14 protein-coding genes are annotated in these 18,217 nt (G+C 56.3%); 8 read left to right on the forward strand and 6 right to left on the reverse strand.

Annotated features, from left to right (window positions below):
* The first annotated feature begins 81 nt into the window (after positions 1-81).
* Both rapA and rluA read left to right on the forward strand, forming a co-directional pair.
* Positions 82-2,988, forward strand: coding sequence for an RNA polymerase-associated protein RapA (gene rapA, locus A3466_RS11700; RefSeq protein WP_063450682.1), 2,907 nt, complete (start codon positions 82-84; stop codon positions 2,986-2,988).
* 12 nt (positions 2,989-3,000) lie between these two features.
* Entirely contained in the window at positions 3,001-3,660 is a 660-nt protein-coding gene (rluA, locus tag A3466_RS11705) for a bifunctional tRNA pseudouridine(32) synthase/23S rRNA pseudouridine(746) synthase RluA (RefSeq protein WP_063450683.1), read from the forward strand.
* A 32-nt stretch (positions 3,661-3,692) separates the two neighbouring features.
* Here rluA and djlA read toward each other — a convergent pair whose 3' ends face one another.
* Entirely contained in the window at positions 3,693-4,505 is an 813-nt protein-coding gene (gene djlA, locus A3466_RS11710) for a co-chaperone DjlA (protein WP_063450684.1), read from the reverse strand.
* Positions 4,506-4,744: 239 nt separating this feature from the next.
* Here djlA and lptD point away from each other — a divergent pair, with 239 nt between their 5' ends.
* Genes lptD through apaH form a run of 6 tightly spaced genes read left to right on the forward strand, consistent with a single transcriptional unit; the run spans position 4,745 to position 11,474 of the window.
* On the forward strand, positions 4,745-7,096 hold the full coding sequence (gene lptD / locus A3466_RS11715; RefSeq protein ID WP_063450685.1) for an LPS assembly protein LptD: 2,352 nt from the start codon (positions 4,745-4,747) through the stop codon (positions 7,094-7,096).
* A 53-nt stretch (positions 7,097-7,149) separates the two neighbouring features.
* The gene (surA, locus tag A3466_RS11720; protein ID WP_063450686.1) at positions 7,150-8,436 is read left to right on the forward strand and encodes a peptidylprolyl isomerase SurA; all 1,287 of its coding nucleotides are present in this window, start codon (positions 7,150-7,152) and stop codon (positions 8,434-8,436) included.
* Positions 8,436-9,422 (forward strand): 4-hydroxythreonine-4-phosphate dehydrogenase PdxA, encoded by a 987-nt coding sequence (gene pdxA, locus A3466_RS11725; RefSeq protein WP_063450687.1) that lies wholly within the window; start codon positions 8,436-8,438, stop codon positions 9,420-9,422. Before surA ends, pdxA begins: the two co-directional genes overlap by 1 nt.
* Positions 9,419-10,240, forward strand: coding sequence for a 16S rRNA (adenine(1518)-N(6)/adenine(1519)-N(6))-dimethyltransferase RsmA (rsmA, locus tag A3466_RS11730; RefSeq protein WP_063450688.1), 822 nt, complete (start codon positions 9,419-9,421; stop codon positions 10,238-10,240). Before pdxA ends, rsmA begins: the two co-directional genes overlap by 4 nt.
* A 3-nt stretch (positions 10,241-10,243) precedes the next feature.
* Positions 10,244-10,621 carry a Co2+/Mg2+ efflux protein ApaG gene (apaG, locus tag A3466_RS11735; RefSeq protein ID WP_003856425.1) on the forward strand — a complete coding sequence of 126 codons (378 nt, stop codon included), beginning with the start codon at positions 10,244-10,246 and terminating at the stop codon, positions 10,619-10,621.
* Between the two features lie 4 nt (positions 10,622-10,625).
* Positions 10,626-11,474 (forward strand): bis(5'-nucleosyl)-tetraphosphatase (symmetrical) ApaH, encoded by an 849-nt coding sequence (gene apaH, locus A3466_RS11740; protein ID WP_063450689.1) that lies wholly within the window; start codon positions 10,626-10,628, stop codon positions 11,472-11,474.
* Positions 11,475-11,512: 38 nt separating this feature from the next.
* On the opposite strand, the gene folA is transcribed toward apaH, so the two are convergent.
* The 5 genes from folA to carB form a co-directional block, all read right to left on the reverse strand.
* On the reverse strand, positions 11,513-11,992 hold the full coding sequence (gene folA / locus A3466_RS11745) for a type 3 dihydrofolate reductase (RefSeq protein ID WP_003856431.1): 480 nt from the start codon (positions 11,990-11,992) through the stop codon (positions 11,513-11,515).
* Positions 11,993-12,106: 114 nt separating this feature from the next.
* Positions 12,107-13,972 (reverse strand): glutathione-regulated potassium-efflux system protein KefC, encoded by a 1,866-nt coding sequence (gene kefC / locus A3466_RS11750; RefSeq protein ID WP_063450690.1) that lies wholly within the window; start codon positions 13,970-13,972, stop codon positions 12,107-12,109.
* A complete protein-coding gene (gene kefF / locus A3466_RS11755; protein WP_063450691.1) occupies positions 13,965-14,495 on the reverse strand; it encodes a glutathione-regulated potassium-efflux system oxidoreductase KefF in 531 nt (176 codons plus the stop codon). The genes kefC and kefF overlap by 8 nt, the downstream gene beginning before the upstream one ends.
* 105 nt (positions 14,496-14,600) lie before the next feature.
* Positions 14,601-14,834 carry a YgdI/YgdR family lipoprotein gene (locus tag A3466_RS11760; protein ID WP_003856439.1) on the reverse strand — a complete coding sequence of 78 codons (234 nt, stop codon included), beginning with the start codon at positions 14,832-14,834 and terminating at the stop codon, positions 14,601-14,603.
* Between the two features lie 140 nt (positions 14,835-14,974).
* Positions 14,975-18,199 (reverse strand): carbamoyl-phosphate synthase large subunit, encoded by a 3,225-nt coding sequence (carB, locus tag A3466_RS11765; RefSeq protein WP_023315370.1) that lies wholly within the window; start codon positions 18,197-18,199, stop codon positions 14,975-14,977.
* Positions 18,200-18,217: the final 18 nt, after the last annotated feature.

Raw genomic sequence — 18,217 nt, forward strand, 5'->3', positions numbered from 1 at the left:
CCCGGACCCATTTTTCGATGACCGTCTTTTTTGACGGGGGTCGAACTATTGCCTGCAATTAAAGATTAGAGCCGAACAACTATGCCTTTTACACTTGGTCAACGCTGGATCAGCGATACAGAAAGCGAACTTGGATTAGGAACCGTCGTTGCCGTCGATGCGCGCATGGTTACCCTCCTTTTCCCTGCTACCGGTGAAAACCGCCTGTACGCTCGCAATGACTCCCCTGTTACCCGCGTAATGTTCAATCCGGGTGATACCGTGACCAGCCATGACGGCTGGCAGCTAAAGGTTGAAGACGTAAAAGAAGAGAATGGACTGCTCGCCTACATCGGAACGCGCCTTGATACCGACGAGACAAATGTCATCCTGCGTGAAGTACTGCTCGACAGCAAACTGGTGTTCAGCAAGCCGCAGGACCGTCTGTTTGCCGGGCAAATCGACCGAATGGATCGCTTCTCCCTGCGCTACCGCGCGCGTAAGTTCCAGAGTGAACAGTACCGCATGCCGTGGAGCGGCCTGCGCGGTCAGCGTACCAGCCTGATCCCCCATCAGCTGAACATCGCCCATGACGTGGGCCGTCGCCATGCGCCTCGCGTGCTGCTGGCTGACGAAGTGGGCCTCGGTAAAACCATCGAAGCCGGCATGATCCTGCACCAGCAGCTGCTCTCTGGCGCTGCCGAGCGCGTGCTGATTGTGGTGCCGGAAACGCTGCAACATCAGTGGCTGGTCGAGATGCTGCGCCGCTTTAACTTGCGCTTCTCCCTGTTCGACGACGAGCGTTATGCCGAAGCCCAGCACGACGCGGATAACCCGTTTGAAACCGAACAGCTGGTCATTTGCTCCCTGGACTTCGTGCGCCGCAGCAAGCAGCGCCTGGAGCATCTGTGCGATGCTGAATGGGATCTGATGGTCGTCGACGAAGCCCACCACCTCGTCTGGAGCGAAGATGCGCCAAGCCGCGAATACATGGCGATCGAGCAGCTTGCCGAGCGCGTACCGGGGGTTCTGCTCCTGACCGCAACGCCGGAGCAGCTGGGTCTTGAGAGCCACTTCGCCCGTCTGCGCCTGCTCGACCCGAACCGTTTCCACGATTTCGAGCAGTTTGTTGAAGAGCAGAAAAACTACCGTCCGGTGGCGGATGCCGTCGCGCTGCTGCTGGCAGGTAATCGTCTCTCTGATGATGAACTCAACACCCTGAGCGATCTGATTGGCGAGCAGGATATCGAGCCGCTGCTTCAGGCTGCGAACAGCGACAGCGATAACGCGGGATCCGCGCGTAAAGAGCTGATCGATATGCTGATGGACCGTCACGGCACCAGCCGCGTGCTGTTCCGCAACACCCGTAACGGCGTGAAGGGGTTCCCGAAACGCGAGCTGCACACCATCAAGCTGCCGCTGCCGACCCAGTATCAGACCGCGATTAAAGTCTCCGGCATCATGGGCACCCGTAAATCGGCGGAAGATCGCGCGCGCGACATGCTTTACCCGGAGCAGATTTATCAGGAATTTGAAGGCGATACCGGCACCTGGTGGAACTTCGATCCGCGCGTGGAGTGGCTGATGGGCTACCTGACCGCGCACCGTTCCCAGAAGGTGCTGGTGATCTGCGCCAAGGCTGCCACCGCGCTTCAGCTGGAACAAGTTCTGCGCGAGCGCGAAGGCATTCGCGCCGCCGTGTTCCACGAAGGCATGTCCATTGTCGAGCGCGACCGCGCTGCGGCCTGGTTTGGTGAAGAGGACAGCGGCGCACAGGTTCTGCTGTGCTCCGAAATCGGTTCTGAAGGCCGTAACTTCCAGTTTGCCAGCAATCTGGTGATGTTTGATCTGCCGTTTAACCCGGATCTGCTGGAGCAGCGTATCGGCCGTCTGGATCGTATCGGTCAGGCGCACGACATTCAGATCCACGTTCCGTATCTGGAGAAAACCGCCCAGTCCGTTCTGGTTCGCTGGTATCACGAAGGTCTGGATGCGTTTGAACATACCTGCCCGACGGGCCGCACCATTTATGACCAGGTGCATAGCGATCTGATCGGTTATCTCGCGGCGCCGGAAAATACCGACGGCTTTGATGAGCTGATCAAATCCTGCCGCGAGAAGCACGACGCGCTGAAAGCCCAGCTGGAGCAAGGTCGCGACCGCCTGCTCGAAATCCACTCCAACGGCGGTGAAAAAGCGCAGCAGCTTGCCGAAAGTATTGAAGAACAGGATGACGACACCAGCCTGATCAGCTTCTCCATGAACCTGTTCGACATCGTCGGCATTAATCAGGACGATCGCGGCGAGAACATGATCGTCCTGACCCCGTCCGATCACATGCTGGTGCCGGATTTCCCGGGCCTGCCGGAAGATGGCTGCACCATCACCTTTGAGCGTGATGTGGCGCTGTCCCGCGAAGACGCACAATTCATCACCTGGGAGCACCCGCTGATCCGCAACGGTCTGGATCTGATCCTCTCCGGCGATACCGGCAGCAGCACCATCTCCCTGTTGAAGAACAAAGCGTTGCCCGTGGGCACGCTGCTGGTGGAGCTGATCTACGTTGTGGAAGCGCAGGCGCCGAAACAGCTTCAGCTTAACCGCTTCCTGCCGCCAACGCCGGTGCGTCTGCTGCTGGATAAAAACGGTACGAACCTGGCCGGCCAGGTGGAGTTTGAAAGCTTCAACCGCCAGTTGAGCGCGGTCAACCGCCATACCGGCAGCAAGCTGGTGAATGCAGTGCAGCAGGACGTGCATGCCATCCTGCAACTGGGTGAAGCTCAGGCCGAAAAAGCGGCCAGAGAGCTGATCGATGCGGCGCGCAGCGAAGCCGACGAGAAGCTGTCAGCTGAACTGTCGCGTCTGGAAGCGTTGAAAGCGGTGAACCCGAACATTCGTGACGATGAACTGGCCGCGATAGAGAGCAACCGTCAGCAGGTGCTGGAAAGCCTGAATCAGGCGGGATGGCGTCTCGACGCCCTGCGTCTTATCGTTGTGACGCATCAGTAAGCGGAGCGCAAGATGGTAATGGAGCCCTACAATCCCCCGATGGAACCGTGGCTGGTCATTCTGTATCAGGATGAGCACATTATGGTGGTCAACAAGCCAAGCGGCTTGTTGTCCGTGCCGGGCCGTCTGGATGAGCACAAGGACAGCGTGATGACGCGCATTCAGCGCGATTATCCGCAGGCCGAGTCTGTCCATCGTCTGGATATGGCCACCAGCGGCGTGATTGTGGTGGCGCTGAATAAACCTGCGGAGCGCGAACTTAAGCGTCAGTTCCGCGAGCGCGAGCCGAAGAAGCAGTATGTCGCCCGCGTGTGGGGCCATCCGGCGCAGGCGGAAGGGCTGGTAGATTTACCGCTGATTTGCGACTGGCCGAACCGGCCAAAGCAGAAGGTGTGTTATGAAACCGGCAAGGCCGCGCAAACCGAGTATGAAGTGCTGGAGTACGCGCTGGATAACACCGCGCGCGTCCTGCTGAAACCGATTACCGGGCGCTCCCACCAGCTGCGCGTGCATATGCTGGCGATGGGCCACCCCATTCTGGGGGACAGATTCTATGCGCCGCCGGAAGCGCTGGCGTTAGCGCCGCGCCTGCAACTGCATGCGCAGACGCTCACCATCACCCACCCTGCTTTCGGCAACACCATGACGTTCAAAGCCCCGGTGGACTTCTGAAAAAAAGGCCCGACGCTGTGTCGGGCCTTTTTTTATTTAAAACCTTTCTGCTCTTTAATCAGCTCGTAGGCTTTCTGGATTTCCTGCGCTTTCTGTTTCGCCATCTCCATCATCTCTGGCGGCAGGCCTTTCGCCACCAGCTTATCCGGATGGTGCTCGCTCATCAGCTTACGATACGCGCGTTTGATGGTCGTGACATCGTCAGACGGCTTCACGCCGAGGACGTTACAGGCATCTTCAAGCGTAGGGCCACGCTGCGCCTGCTGCCAGCCGCCGGACGATTGCTGCTGATAACCGCCGCCAAAGTGCGCACCGCCCTGCATCATGCGCAGGAACTGGTCGAACTGCATGCGGGAAATGCCCAGCTCTTCGGCAATCACGTATAAGACGTCCCGTTCATTCGGATGCAGAGAGCCATCCGCGAAAGCGGCCTGGATTTGAATTTCCAGAAACATCCGAATTAAATCAAAGCGCCCGAAACAGATGCTACGGAACTGCCGCATTTTTTCTCGCAGCGGGTAGTTATCTGATTTACCAATCCGGAACGCATTCTGCGCCGCGATGCGTGATTCGCCGTGCAGATTCATGCGGTCCATAAAGACGCTGGCGACCTGAATGTCGGCTTCCGTTACGCGCCCTTTTGATTTGGTTAAATGCCCCATCACCTCGAAGGTGGTGGAGAAAAAGAGTGACTGGCGCTCGCGCTGGTTGGCAAACCAGGCCATTTTGCGGCTGCGTGCCTTATCAAACATGTGGCCGATAATGAGGCCAAGAACGACGCCCCAGAATCCGGCACCCATAATAATTGCGAACGCAACGCCGATTATTTTACCCCAATACTGCATATACTCCCCGAATGGTCATGTTCCTGGCCGACGCAACGCCATCATTACAGTGGTCGCGCCACGGTCAATTGAGGGACATCGCCTATAATTTGCATTATCATACTCGTCATTCGATAGCGAGCCTAACACTCTGGCGCGCAAACGGGCAGGATTAACGCTGGTACTGCGCTGATGAGTAAGATAGTCTCTGAGCGTTTGTAAGCCGTAGCCACTGATGACGGAACAATAAAATATAACGTATGAAAAAACGTATCCCCACCCTTCTGGCCACAATGATTGGCACCGCCCTGTATAGCCAACAGGGGCTCGCAGCCGATCTCGCCTCGCAGTGTATGCTTGGCGTCCCAAGTTACAATCGCCCACTGGTGAAAGGCGATACGAATAACTTACCCGTCACCATTAATGCCGACAGCGCAAAAGGTAATTACCCTGACAACGCGACCTTTACGGGCAATGTCGATATTAACCAGGGAAACAGCCGTCTGCTGGCTGACGAAGTGCAATTGCACCAGAAGCAACCGGAAGGTGCCCAGGCGCCTGTCCGTACGGTGGATGCGCTGGGTAATGTGCACTATGACGACAATCAGGTCATCCTGAAAGGTCCGAAAGCCTGGTCAAATCTGAATACGAAAGATACCAACGTCTGGGAAGGTGATTACCAGATGGTGGGCCGTCAGGGTCGCGGAACCGCAGACCTGATGAAGCAGCGCGGCGAAAACCGCTACACCATTCTCGAAAACGGCACGTTTACGTCCTGTTTACCAGGGTCAAATACCTGGAGCGTCGTGGGCAGTGAAGTGATTCACGACCGTGAAGAACAGGTCGCTGAGATCTGGAACGCCCGCTTCAAGCTTGGCCCAGTGCCGATTTTCTATAGTCCTTACCTGCAACTGCCGGTGGGCGACAAACGTCGTTCGGGCTTCCTGATCCCGAACGCCAAGTACAGCACGTCGAACTACTTTGAGTTCTACCTGCCGTACTACTGGAACATTGCGCCCAACATGGACGCCACGATCACGCCGCACTATATCCACAAGCGCGGTAACATCATGTGGGAGAACGAGTTCCGCTATCTGACCAGGGCGGGCGCGGGTCTGATGGAATTCGATTATCTGCCATCAGATAAAGTGTTCCAGGACGAGCATCCTTCCGAAGGTGATAAGCACCGTTGGATGTACTACTGGAAGCACGCCGGGGTATTGGATCAGGTATGGCGCTTCAACGTCGACTATACCAAGGTCAGCGATCCGTATTACTTCAACGACTTTGACTCTAAATACGGGTCCAGTACCGACGGTTACGCCACGCAGAAATTTAGCGTGGGCTACGCCATTGAGAACTTTGACGCCACCGTGTCGACCAAGCAGTTCCAGGTATTTGATACGCAATCGCGCAGTACCTACGGTGCAGAGCCGCAGCTGGACGTGAACTGGTATCAGAACGATGTGGGTCCTTTCGACACGCGCGTTTATGCTCAGGCGGTTCATTTCGTCAACACCAACTCGGATATGCCGGAATCAACGCGTCTGCATATCGAGCCGACGATCAATCTGCCATGGTCAAACGACTGGGCGAGCCTCAACACCGAAGCCAAGCTGATGGCCACCCACTACCAGCAGAAGAATCTGGACTGGTATAACAAACGCTATGGCACCGATCTTGAAGAGTCGGTAAACCGTACGCTTCCGCAGTTCAAAATGGACGGGAAGCTGATCTTCGAACGTGATATGGGCCTTCTCGCCGATGGATACACCCAGACGCTTGAGCCACGTATGCAGTATCTCTACGTGCCTTATCGCGATCAGAGCAAAATTCAAAACTACGACTCGTCTTTCCTGCAATCAGACTACAGCGGCCTGTTCCGTGACCGTACCTACGGCGGCCTTGACCGTATTGCGTCTGCTAACCAGTTAACGACCGGCGTCACAACGCGCGTTTATGATGATGCTGCCGTTGAACGTTTTAACGTTTCTGTTGGTCAAATCTACTATTTCACCGAGTCTCGTACCGGTGATGATGACATTAACTGGGAGAAAGACAACAAAACGGGCTCACTGGTATGGGCAGGCGACACCTACTGGCGCATGACGGATCGTTGGGGTCTGCGCGGTGGTGTTCAGTACGATACACGACTGGACAATATCGCGACGGGCAGCGCTGCCATTGAGTATCGTCGTGATGAAGACCGCATGTTGCAGTTGACGTATCGTTACGCCAGCCCGGAGTATATCCAGGCAACGCTGCCTAACTATGCGAATACGGACCAATACAAAGACGGTATTTCACAGGTAGGTACTGCCGCGAGCTGGCCGATCGCCGATCGCTGGTCAGTCGTCGGGGCCTACTACTATGACACGAATGCCCAAAAACCTGCCGACCAGATGTTAGGTCTGCAATATAACTCCTGCTGTTACGCAATACGTGTCGGTTACGAACGCAAACTTAACGGCTGGGATACGCAAAACAGTCAGGGCAAATACGATAACGTGATTGGCTTTAATATCGAGTTGCGCGGCCTGAGTTCTAACTACGGTCTGGGCACGCAGCAGATGCTGCGCTCGAACATTCTGCCGTATCGTAGTTCATTGTAATGTGCTTGATTTACAACGTAATCCGCTTTGCGGTTAATTGAAATGGAAAAAGTATGAAGAACTGGAAAACGCTGCTACTCGGTGTCGCTATGGTTGCGAATACCAGCTTCGCGGCCCCACAGGTTGTCGATAAAGTCGCGGCTGTGGTTAACAACGGCGTCGTACTTGAAAGTGACGTTGACGGTTTGATGAAATCTGTAAAGCTCAACTCGGGCGAAGCAGGTCAACAACTTCCGGATGACGCCACGCTGCGCCACCAGATCCTGGAACGTCTGATCATGGATCAGATTGTCCTGCAAATGGGCCAGAAAATGGGCGTGACGATCTCTGACGAGCAGCTCGATCAGGCGATTGCCAACATCGCAAAGCAGAACAACATTACCCCGGATCAGATGCGTAGCCGCCTGGCCTATGACGGCATCAGCTATGCCACTTACCGTAATCAGATCCGTAAAGAGATGCTGATTTCAGAAGTGCGTAATAATGAAGTCCGTCGCCGCGTCACCATCCTGCCCCAGGAAGTGGAAGCTCTGGCAAAACAGGTAGGTAATCAGAATGATGCCAGCACCGAGCTTAACCTGAGCCACATCCTGATCCCACTGCCGGAAAACCCAACCTCCGATCAGGCGGCTGAGGCAGAAAGCCAGGCGCGCGCTATCGTTGAGCAGGCGCGTAATGGCGATGACTTCGGCAAGCTGGCCATCACGTACTCTGCTGACCAGCAGGCGCTGAAAGGCGGCCAGATGGGCTGGGGGCGTATTCAGGAGCTGCCATCCCTGTTTGCACAGGCGCTGAGCACGGCGAAGAAAGGCGACATCGTCGGTCCAATCCGTTCCGGTGTGGGCTTCCACATTCTGAAAGTGAACGATCTGCGCGGCCAGAGCCAGAACATTTCCGTCACCGAAGTTCACGCGCGTCATATCCTGCTTAAACCGTCTCCGATCATGACTGACGATCAGGCCCGTGCGAAGCTGGTACAGATCGCAGCAGACATCAAGAGCGGTAAAACCACCTTTGATAAAGCGGCAAAAGAGTTCTCTCAGGATCCTGGCTCTGCTAACCAGGGCGGTGACCTGGGTTGGGCGGCAGCCGATATTTACGATCCGGCTTTCCGCGATGCGTTAATGAAGCTGAACAAAGGCCAGATGAGCGCACCAGTGCACTCTTCCTTCGGCTGGCATCTGATCCAGCTGATGGACACCCGCAACGTGGATAAAACCGACGCGGCACAGAAAGACCGAGCGTATCGCATGCTGTTCAACCGTAAGTTCTCTGAAGAAGCCGCAACCTGGATGCAGGAACAACGCGCCAGCGCTTACGTGAAGGTTCTGAGCAACTGATGAAGCCGCATCGTGTTGCGATCACTCCCGGTGAACCCGCCGGGATTGGGCCTGACCTTGTGGTTCAGCTCGCCCAGCGCAGCTGGCCGGTCGAGCTGGTTGTCTGCGCTGATGCAACACTGTTACAAGACCGGGCAGCCTTGCTCGGTCTGCCTTTAACGCTCATCCCTTACGTTGAAGGCCAACAGCCCGCACCGCAGCAGGCTGGCACCCTCACCCTGCTCTCTGTTCCGCTTCGTGCACCTGTTGTCCCCGGTGAGTTACACACTGAAAACGGCCACTACGTTGTCGAGACGCTGGCGCGCGCCTGTGACGGTTGTCTGAAGGGCGAATTTGCCGCCCTGATCACCGGTCCAGTGCATAAAGGCGTAATCAACGACGCGGGCATTCCGTTTACCGGGCATACCGAATTTTTCGAAGAGCGTTCGCACAGCCCGAAAGTGGTCATGATGCTGGCAACCGAAGAAATGCGCGTTGCGCTGGTCACGACTCACCTGCCCATCAAAGCCATTCCGGATGCCATCACGCCTGAACTCCTGCGTGAGATCATCGGCATTTTGCATCACGATCTGCAAACCAAATTCGGCATTCCGCAGCCGCATGTGCTGGTATGTGGCCTGAATCCGCACGCGGGTGAGGGCGGACATATGGGCACCGAAGAGATCGACACCATCATTCCGGTACTTGAAGAGATGCGGGCGAAGGGGATGAACCTCAGCGGGCCATTGCCTGCCGACACCCTTTTCCAGCCCAAATACCTGGATAATGCTGACGCCGTGCTCGCGATGTACCACGATCAGGGTCTGCCCGTGCTAAAATACCAGGGCTTTGGCCGCGGAGTGAATATCACCCTCGGTTTACCCTTTATTCGAACGTCCGTTGACCACGGTACTGCGCTGGATCTGGCAGGCCAGGGAAAAGCAGATGTCGGCAGTTTTATTACGGCGCTTAATCTCGCCATCAAAATGATTGTTAATACTCAATGACTAATCGAGTCCATCAGGGCCACTTAGCCCGTAAACGCTTCGGGCAAAACTTTCTCAACGATCAGTTCGTGATCGACAGCATCGTCTCTGCCATTAATCCGCAGAAAGGCCAGGCCATGGTCGAAATCGGCCCGGGTCTTGCCGCGCTGACCGAGCCGGTAGGCGAACGCCTTGACGAACTGACCGTTATCGAACTTGACCGCGATCTGGCCGCGCGTCTGCAAACGCATCCGTTCCTCGGGCCGAAGCTGACGATTTATCAGCAAGATGCGATGACCATGAACTTCGGCGAACTGTCAGAAAAAATGGGCCAGCCGCTGCGCGTGTTCGGTAACCTGCCGTACAACATCTCCACCCCGCTGATGTTCCATCTGTTTAGCTATACTGATGCCATTGCCGACATGCACTTCATGCTGCAAAAAGAGGTCGTTAACCGTCTGGTTGCAGGGCCGAACAGTAAGGCGTATGGTCGTTTAAGCGTGATGGCGCAATATTACTGCAACGTGATCCCGGTATTAGAAGTACCGCCTACCGCGTTCACGCCGCCGCCAAAAGTGGATTCTGCGGTGGTACGCCTGGTGCCGCATAAAACGATGCCTTACCCGGTCAAAGACCTGCGCGTGCTGAGCCGTATTACCACTGAAGCCTTTAACCAGCGTCGTAAAACGATTCGTAACAGCCTTGGCAATCTGTTTACCGTTGACGTGTTAGCTGAGTTGGGTATCGACCCGGCAATGCGTGCGGAAAATATTTCCGTTGAGCAGTACTGCAAACTGGCTAATTACATCAGCGACAATGCGCCGCCGAAGGAGAGCTAAGCCATGATTGATTCGCCCCGCGTCTGTGTTCAGGTTCAAAGCGTCTACATTGAGTCCCAATCCACACCGGATGAAGAACGTTTTGTTTTTGCTTATACCGTAACCATTCGCAATCTGGGGCGGATGCCCGTGCAGCTGCTCGGGCGCTACTGGCTTATCACCAACGGCAATGGCCGTGAAATTGAAGTCCAGGGTGAAGGTGTGGTCGGTGAACAACCTCATATCGCCCCTGGCGAAGAGTATCAGTACACCAGCGGCGCGGTAATTGAAACGCCGCTGGGCACCATGCAGGGCCATTATGAAATGGTCGATGCCGACGGTAATGCCTTCCGCATTGCCATTCCCGTATTCCGTCTCGCCGTACCTACACTTATTCATTAATCTAATGTCTACATATCTGATTGGCGACGTTCACGGTTGCTACGATGAACTGATCGCATTATTAAAACAGGTCGACTTTATTCCCGGGCAGGACACGCTCTGGCTCACAGGCGACTTAGTGGCGCGCGGTCCAGGCTCGCTGGACGTCCTCCGCTATGTCAAATCTCTGGGCGACAGCGTGCGGCTGGTGCTGGGCAACCACGATCTGCATTTGCTGGCCGTATACGCCGGGATCAGCCGTAATAAGCCGAAAGATCGTATTACCCCTCTGCTGGAAGCACCGGACGCCGACGAGTTGCTCAACTGGCTGCGTCGCCAGCCGCTGCTCCAGATTGACGAAGAGAAAAAACTGGTGATGGCCCATGCCGGCATCACGCCTCAGTGGGATCTTGAGACGGCAAAAACCTGCGCGCGCGACGCGGAAGCGGTGCTGGCGAGCGACTCCTATCCGTTCTTCCTCGATGCGATGTACGGCGACATGCCGAACAACTGGAGTGATGACCTCAGCGGCCTTGCGCGACTGCGTTTTATCACCAATGCGTTTACGCGGATGCGCTACTGCTTCCCGAACGGGCAACTGGATATGTATTGCAAAGATACGCCGGAAAATGCCCCTGCGCCGCTTAAGCCGTGGTTTGCCATTCCGGGCCCCGTGACGAATGAATACAGCGTGGTATTTGGCCATTGGGCCTCGCTGGAAGGGAAAGGTACGCCGGAAAATATCTATGCGCTGGATACCGGATGCTGCTGGGGTGGGGATTTAACCTGCTTACGCTGGGAAGATAAAACTTATTTTGTGCAGCCATCAAACCGACAGCTGGACTTAGGTGAGGGTGAAGCGGTCGCTTCCTGAGGATGTTTATCCTCTCCCACCGGGAGAGGATAAAACCGTTAACGACGTTCCAGAATTTCGAAGCAGTAGCTGTGTGAGTTTTGCGCATCCGCATCGTGAAACTCGCTGAACACGGACTCCCACTCATCCGGATCGTAATCCGGGAAATGCGTATCCCCTTCCACTTCCGCATCAATGTGGGTCAGATACAGCTTCTGCGCTTTTGGCAGGAACTGCTCATAAACACGACCGCCGCCGATCACCATGATCTCTTCGGCATCACCGCAGGCGGCAATCGCTTCATCAACGGACTTAACCCACTGAACGCGATCGTCTGTGCCCGGCTGGCTACTGATCACAATATTCTTACGCCCTGGCAATGGACGACCAATCGACTCCCAGGTCAGGCGGCCCATCACTACCGGCTTGTTTAACGTCGTACGTTTAAACCATGCGAGATCGGCAGGCAGGTTCCACGGCATGGCGTTTTCCATGCCGATAACGCGGTCTACCGCCAGCGCTGCAATCAGACTGATCATTGAAAATTTCCCGGATGCAAAAAATTGCCGCCACTATACGGAAAGCTTAATCTTTCGTCGACTGGCGGCAGGGTAAAGAATTAGAAATTTTTTAATATTGCTGGCAACTCCACTTCACGCAGAGGGTTTACTCTCCGGTTCATCTTCCGGATTACCGGTATGCTTGCCCTCTTCCGTCCCCTGCCAGCCGTGGCGCTGAACCAGCGACAGGTGATTACGATCCTCGTTAATGATTTCCGTCAGCATGGTGCTGGTGCGTTTAAACACCGCTGCGCGTTCGGTTGCCGTACTGCTCGCCATCGCCACCATCTCTTCCACCATCTCATGATTAAAACGACGGAACAGATCGGCACGCTCACGCGCTTCATACGCACCAAGCCCCAGGCTTTCCAGCGCCATGCGGCCCGATTTGAGCGCCCCTTCGAAGGTTTCACGCTCCGGTGCCGCCACTCCCGCCTGACGCAGCCGGATGTAATGATCCACATCGCGCGCGCGGGAAATAATCGTCAGATTCGGGAAGTGCTCTTTGACCAGCTCAACCATCTGCATGCTGGTCTCAGGATCGTCGATGGCGTTAATCAGCACCTCGGCCTTCGCCGCGCCGGCGGATTCCAGCAGGTCAACCCGGGTCGCATCGCCGTAAAACACCTTCATATCGAACTTACGCAGCGTATCGACATGGTCGGGATCGTGATCGAGGATAACCATTTTCACACCGCTGGAGAGCAGTAAACGGCCAGTGATTTGCCCGAAGCGGCCAAACCCAGCGATGATTACGCGCGGCTGTTCTTCGTCGATCTCGTCGGCTTCTCGCTCCTGTTCGCTTCCCGCTTTTTCCAGACGCGTCAGCAGCACCAGCAGGATCGGCGTTGCGGCCATCGACAGCGCGACCGCCAGCGTCAAGGCTTTTGCCCATTCCGGATCGAGTACGTTGGCCATTTGCGCCGCGCCAAAGACCACGAACGCAAACTCACTCCCCTGCCCCAGCAGCACGGCAAACCAGCGGCGCTGCGGTTTTGGCACGTTTAACGGACGGGCAATCAGCCACAGCATGGTCATTTTTATAACCAGGAAGCCCACCAGCAGAATGATGATGCGCAGCGGATGGGTGACCAGCGTTCCGAAGTCGATAGACATCCCGACGCCGATGAAAAACAGCCCCAGCAGCAGCCCTTTAAACGGCTCGATATCGCTTTCCAGCGCGTGCCGATATTCGGAGCTTGCCAGTAAAACGCCCGCGAGGAAGGCACCCATCGCCATCGACAGCCCGGCCTCTTCCAGCAGCAAACCAAAACCAAACACCAGGAATAACGCAACGGCGCTGAACACTTCGCGCAGGCCAGAGCGCGCAACAAAGCGCAGCAGCGGACGCGTTACGTAGCGGCCCAGCAGGATCACCAGCGCCAGCGCGCCGACCACCTTCAGCGCCGAGAGGGCAAACGCTCCCAGCGTCGTTGACGCGCCGCTGGTTGCCAGCAGCGGGATCATCGCCACTAGCGGGATCGCGGCAATATCCTGGAACAGCAGAACGGAAAAGGCGCTGCGACCCATTTGCGAAACCGTCAGGTTACGCTCGTTCATTGCCTGCATGGCAATCGCCGTCGAGGAGAGCGCCAGCGTCATGCCGATCAGCTCCGCGACTTTCCACTCCATGCCTAACAAAATACAGAATCCGCCCAACAGCAGGCCGCAGGCCAGCATTTGCAGAGCGCCTCCGCCAAATACCGAAGCGCGCAGCTTCCACAGCCGCTGCGGATCCAGCTCCAGGCCAATCACAAACAGCATCAGCACCACGCCGATCTCTGCAAAATGCAGGATCGACTCGGCATCCGTCACCAGGCGGAAGCCCCAGGGGCCAATGACACATCCGGCAATCAGATAGCCGAGGACCGATCCCAGCCCCAGACGCACCGCTACCGGCACAATTAATGCCGCCGCGCCGAGGTAAATCAGCGCCTGTATCAGCGTATGGCTATCCATTGTGCGCCTCCTGCCACTCGAGTAAACGTTGTTTGTAGTGACGAGCCTGCGCCTGCAAGGTTTCATCATCGCAGACAAAGGTACAGTGCATTGCAAAAGGCGGAAGCCAGGTCAGGCCACAGTAAAGGGCGGTAGCCTGAAGCGGCTGCGCCAGCCCCTTAAATCCCGGAAAAGCGCCAATCTCAAAGTGGCTTTCACCGCCGCCGGTGGTTACGGCCCACATCAGGCTTTTGCCCTGAAGCGCTTTGCCGTTGTGTCCGTATGCCCAACCGTGCGAGAAGACTTTGTCGATCCACAATTTCAGCAGCGGTGGCGTGCTGTACCACTGCATCGGATGCTGCCAGACGATCAGATCGGCACGAGAGAGCGCCTCCTGTTCGGCGGCGATATCGATATTAAAATCGGGATAGAGTTGATAGAGGGAACGTATTTCTACGTTTTCGAGCGTCCTTGCCTGCTCAAGCATCCGCTTATTCGCGTGCGAGTGCTGCGGATAAGGGTGCGCATAAATTATCAGAATCATTGAGTAGCCTGTTGTTTTACTGCCTTCTTTTATCAGAAGAGTGTAGACAGTAATTCAACAGGCTAATAGTGAATATTATTGACGGGCTAACGTCAGAAAACTGAATTAGTTATCCAGCTCGCCCATAGATTTCACCTGGTCGCGGTTAATCTGTTCAGTCTGACCGGTTTCGGCGTTTTTGTACGACACCAGCCCGGTATCGTCATCCACTTGCGGTTTACCGTCGGTGACAATCGTTTTGCCATCGGTGGTTTTTACGGCCTGATTGGACGAACAACCCGCTACGGTGAACATTGCGGTGGCAGCCAGAACGGAAGCGATCAGTAGTTTATTTTGCATGGTGTTTTCCCCTGCTCTCAGTTGAATTTTCGTTATCGACCTAACCATTTTAGGCTAACTGACTGAAAGCGGATGAAAAACCAGAAGGTTCTTAAGATGGGAAAATTGCCCGGCAACCGAACGGTACCGGGCAATGGGGGTTACTTGCTAATCTGTGCGTGCATTTCCTGCACCGAAATCACCTTCTCGGTAGCATCCGCATTCAGCGCCATGGCCGTCGCGAAACCGCCGTTCAGGGTGGTGTCGTAGTGCACTTTGTATTGCAGCGCGCTGCGGCGAATCAGCTTGGAGTCTTCAATCGCCTGGCGACCTGCGGTGGTGTTAATGATGTAGGTGTACTCGCCATTCTTGATGCGGTCCTGAATGTGCGGACGACCTTCATGCACTTTGTTCACCAGACGCGGGTTGATACCCGCTTCGCCCAGCACAATCGCCGTACCGTGGGTTGCGTCCAGCTCGAAGCCCTGTTTTAGCAGCTTGGCGGCCAGGTCAACCACGCGCTCTTTATCGCCTTCGCGAACGGAGAGCAGCGCACGGCCCGATTTTCTCATGGTAGAGCTGCTGCCCAGCTGCGCCTTGGCAAACGCTTCTGCGAAGGTACGGCCCACGCCCATCACTTCCCCGGTCGAGCGCATCTCTGGCCCTAACAGCGGGTCAACGCCCGGGAATTTGTTGAACGGCAGCACCACCTCTTTCACCGAGTAATACGGCGGGATGATTTCTTTGGTGACGCCCTGCTGCGCCAGCGTCTGGCCAGCCATCACGCGCGCCGCCACTTTCGCCAGCGGAATACCGGTCGCTTTAGAGACGAACGGTACGGTACGCGCCGCACGCGGGTTGACTTCAATCAGATAAACTTCGTTGTCTTTCACCGCGAACTGAACGTTCATCAGGCCACGAACCTGCAACTCAAAGGCCAGCTTCTGCACCTGCTGGCGCATCACGTCCTGAATTTCCTGGCTCAGCGTGTAGGCCGGCAGAGAACAGGCGGAGTCACCGGAGTGCACGCCCGCCTGCTCGATATGCTCCATGATGCCGCCAATCAGCACCATTTCGCCGTCGCAGATGGCATCCACGTCCACCTCAACCGCGTCGTCGAGGAAACGGTCAAGCAGCACTGGCGCATCGTTGGAAACGCTCACCGCCGTCTGGAAGTAGCGGCGCAGGTCGGCTTCGTCGTAGACGATTTCCATCGCGCGGCCGCCCAGCACGTAGGACGGGCGCACCACCAGCGGGTAGCCAATCTCTTTCGCCTTCTCTACGGCCATTTCAATGGCAGTCACGGTGGCGTTCGCCGGCTGTTTCAGCTTGAGACGGTCAACCGCCTGCTGGAAACGCTCACGGTCTTCCGCGCGGTCAATCGCGTCCGGGCTGGTGCCGATAACCGGCACGCCTGCGGCTTCCAGCGCGCGCGCCAGCTTCAGCGGAGTCTGGCCGCCGTACTGCACGATCACGCCTTTTGGCTTCTCTATGCGCACGATTTCCAGGACGTCTTCCAGGGTTACCGGCTCGAAGTAGAGGCGGTCGGAGGTGTCATAGTCGGTCGACACGGTTTCCGGGTTACAGTTGACCATGATGGTCTCGTAACCGTCTTCGCGCAGCGCCAGCGAGGCGTGTACGCAGCAGTAATCGAACTCGATGCCCTGGCCAATACGGTTTGGACCGCCGCCCAACACCATGATCTTGTCGCGGTCGACGGACGGGTTCGCTTCGCACTCGTCTTCATAGGTGGAGTACATGTACGCGGTATCGGTCGAGAACTCTGCCGCACAGGTGTCCACACGCTTGTAAACCGGGTGCAGGTCATACTGGTCGCGCAGCTTGCGGATTTCCGCTTCACGCACGCCCGCCAGTTTAGCCAGACGCGCATCGGCGAAGCCTTTACGCTTCAGCATGCGCAGGAAGTCTGCATCGAGGCCGTTGATGCCCAGCTCCGCCACTTTCTCTTCCAGACGCACCAGCTCTTCAATCTGCACCAGGAACCAGCGGTCGATGTTAGTCAGGTTAAATACGCCGTCGACGGACAGGCCCGCGCGGAAGGCATCGGCGATGTACCAGATACGCTCTGCACCCGCGTCTTTCAGCTCGCGGCGGATTTTGGTCAGCGCTTCCGGGTCGTCCAGACTCACTTTCGGGTCAAAGCCGGTCGCGCCCACTTCCAGGCCGCGCAGCGCTTTTTGCAGGGATTCCTGCTGTGTGCGGCCAATCGCCATCACTTCACCGACAGATTTCATCTGGGTCGTCAGACGGTCGTTCGCGCCCGCGAATTTCTCGAAGTTAAAGCGAGGAATTTTAGTCACAACGTAGTCGATGGACGGCTCGAAGGACGCAGGCGTGCGGCCACCGGTGATGTCGTTCATCAGCTCGTCGAGGGTATAACCCACCGCCAGCTTCGCCGCCACTTTCGCAATCGGGAAGCCGGTGGCTTTGGAGGCCAGCGCGGAGGAACGGGAGACGCGCGGGTTCATTTCGATAACGATCAGACGACCGGTTTTCGGGTTCACCGAGAACTGCACGTTAGAGCCGCCGGTTTCCACGCCAATTTCACGCAGTACCGCCATCGAGGCGTTACGCATGATTTGATACTCTTTGTCGGTCAGCGTCTGGGCTGGCGCAACGGTAATGGAGTCGCCGGTGTGGATCCCCATCGCATCGAAGTTTTCGATGGAGCAGACGATGATGCAGTTGTCGTTTTTATCACGCACCACTTCCATCTCGTACTCTTTCCAGCCAATCAGCGATTCATCAATCAGCAGCTCTTTGGTTGGGGAGAGATCCAGGCCGCGCTCGCAAATCTCTTCAAACTCTTCGCGGTTGTAGGCGATACCGCCGCCGGTTCCGCCCATGGTGAAGGAAGGACGGATGATGCACGGATAACCTACTTCAGCCGCAACGGCCAGCGCTTCTTCCATATTGTGTGCGATACCGGAACGCGCGGTGTCGAGGCCGATTTTTTTCATCGCCACGTCGAAGCGGCGACGGTCTTCAGCTTTATCAATCGCGTCAGCGGTTGCACCGATCATGGTCACACCGAACTCTTCCAGCACGCCCTGACGCTCCAGCTCCAGCGCGCAGTTCAGCGCCGTCTGGCCGCCCATGGTTGGCAGCACCGCGTCCGGACGCTCTTTTTCAATGATTTTGCGTACCACTTCCCAGTGAATTGGCTCGATGTAGGTCGCGTCTGCCATTTCCGGGTCGGTCATGATGGTGGCCGGGTTAGAGTTGACCAGGATGACGCGGTAACCCTCTTCGCGCAGGGCTTTACACGCCTGCGCACCGGAATAGTCAAATTCACAGGCCTGGCCGATCACGATCGGGCCAGCGCCAAGGATCAGGATGCTTTTTATGTCTGTACGTTTTGGCATGGTCTTCTCAGCTCCTGA

It is taken from the genome of Enterobacter genomosp. S, assembly GCF_001631805.1.
In the GTDB taxonomy this organism is placed as follows: domain Bacteria; phylum Pseudomonadota; class Gammaproteobacteria; order Enterobacterales; family Enterobacteriaceae; genus Enterobacter; species Enterobacter quasihormaechei.

Coding starts and splice junctions, on each gene's coding strand:
- rapA (WP_063450682.1), top strand. CDS start 82: ATGCCTTTTACACTTGGTCAACGCTGGATCAGCGATACAGAAAGCGAA.
- rluA (WP_063450683.1), top strand. CDS start 3,001: ATGGTAATGGAGCCCTACAATCCCCCGATGGAACCGTGGCTGGTCATT.
- djlA (WP_063450684.1), bottom strand. CDS start 4,505: ATGCAGTATTGGGGTAAAATAATCGGCGTTGCGTTCGCAATTATTATG.
- lptD (WP_063450685.1), top strand. CDS start 4,745: ATGAAAAAACGTATCCCCACCCTTCTGGCCACAATGATTGGCACCGCC.
- surA (WP_063450686.1), top strand. CDS start 7,150: ATGAAGAACTGGAAAACGCTGCTACTCGGTGTCGCTATGGTTGCGAAT.
- pdxA (WP_063450687.1), top strand. CDS start 8,436: ATGAAGCCGCATCGTGTTGCGATCACTCCCGGTGAACCCGCCGGGATT.
- rsmA (WP_063450688.1), top strand. CDS start 9,419: ATGACTAATCGAGTCCATCAGGGCCACTTAGCCCGTAAACGCTTCGGG.
- apaG (WP_003856425.1), top strand. CDS start 10,244: ATGATTGATTCGCCCCGCGTCTGTGTTCAGGTTCAAAGCGTCTACATT.
- apaH (WP_063450689.1), top strand. CDS start 10,626: ATGTCTACATATCTGATTGGCGACGTTCACGGTTGCTACGATGAACTG.
- folA (WP_003856431.1), bottom strand. CDS start 11,992: ATGATCAGTCTGATTGCAGCGCTGGCGGTAGACCGCGTTATCGGCATG.
- kefC (WP_063450690.1), bottom strand. CDS start 13,972: ATGGATAGCCATACGCTGATACAGGCGCTGATTTACCTCGGCGCGGCG.
- kefF (WP_063450691.1), bottom strand. CDS start 14,495: ATGATTCTGATAATTTATGCGCACCCTTATCCGCAGCACTCGCACGCG.
- A3466_RS11760 (WP_003856439.1), bottom strand. CDS start 14,834: ATGCAAAATAAACTACTGATCGCTTCCGTTCTGGCTGCCACCGCAATG.
- carB (WP_023315370.1), bottom strand. CDS start 18,199: ATGCCAAAACGTACAGACATAAAAAGCATCCTGATCCTTGGCGCTGGC.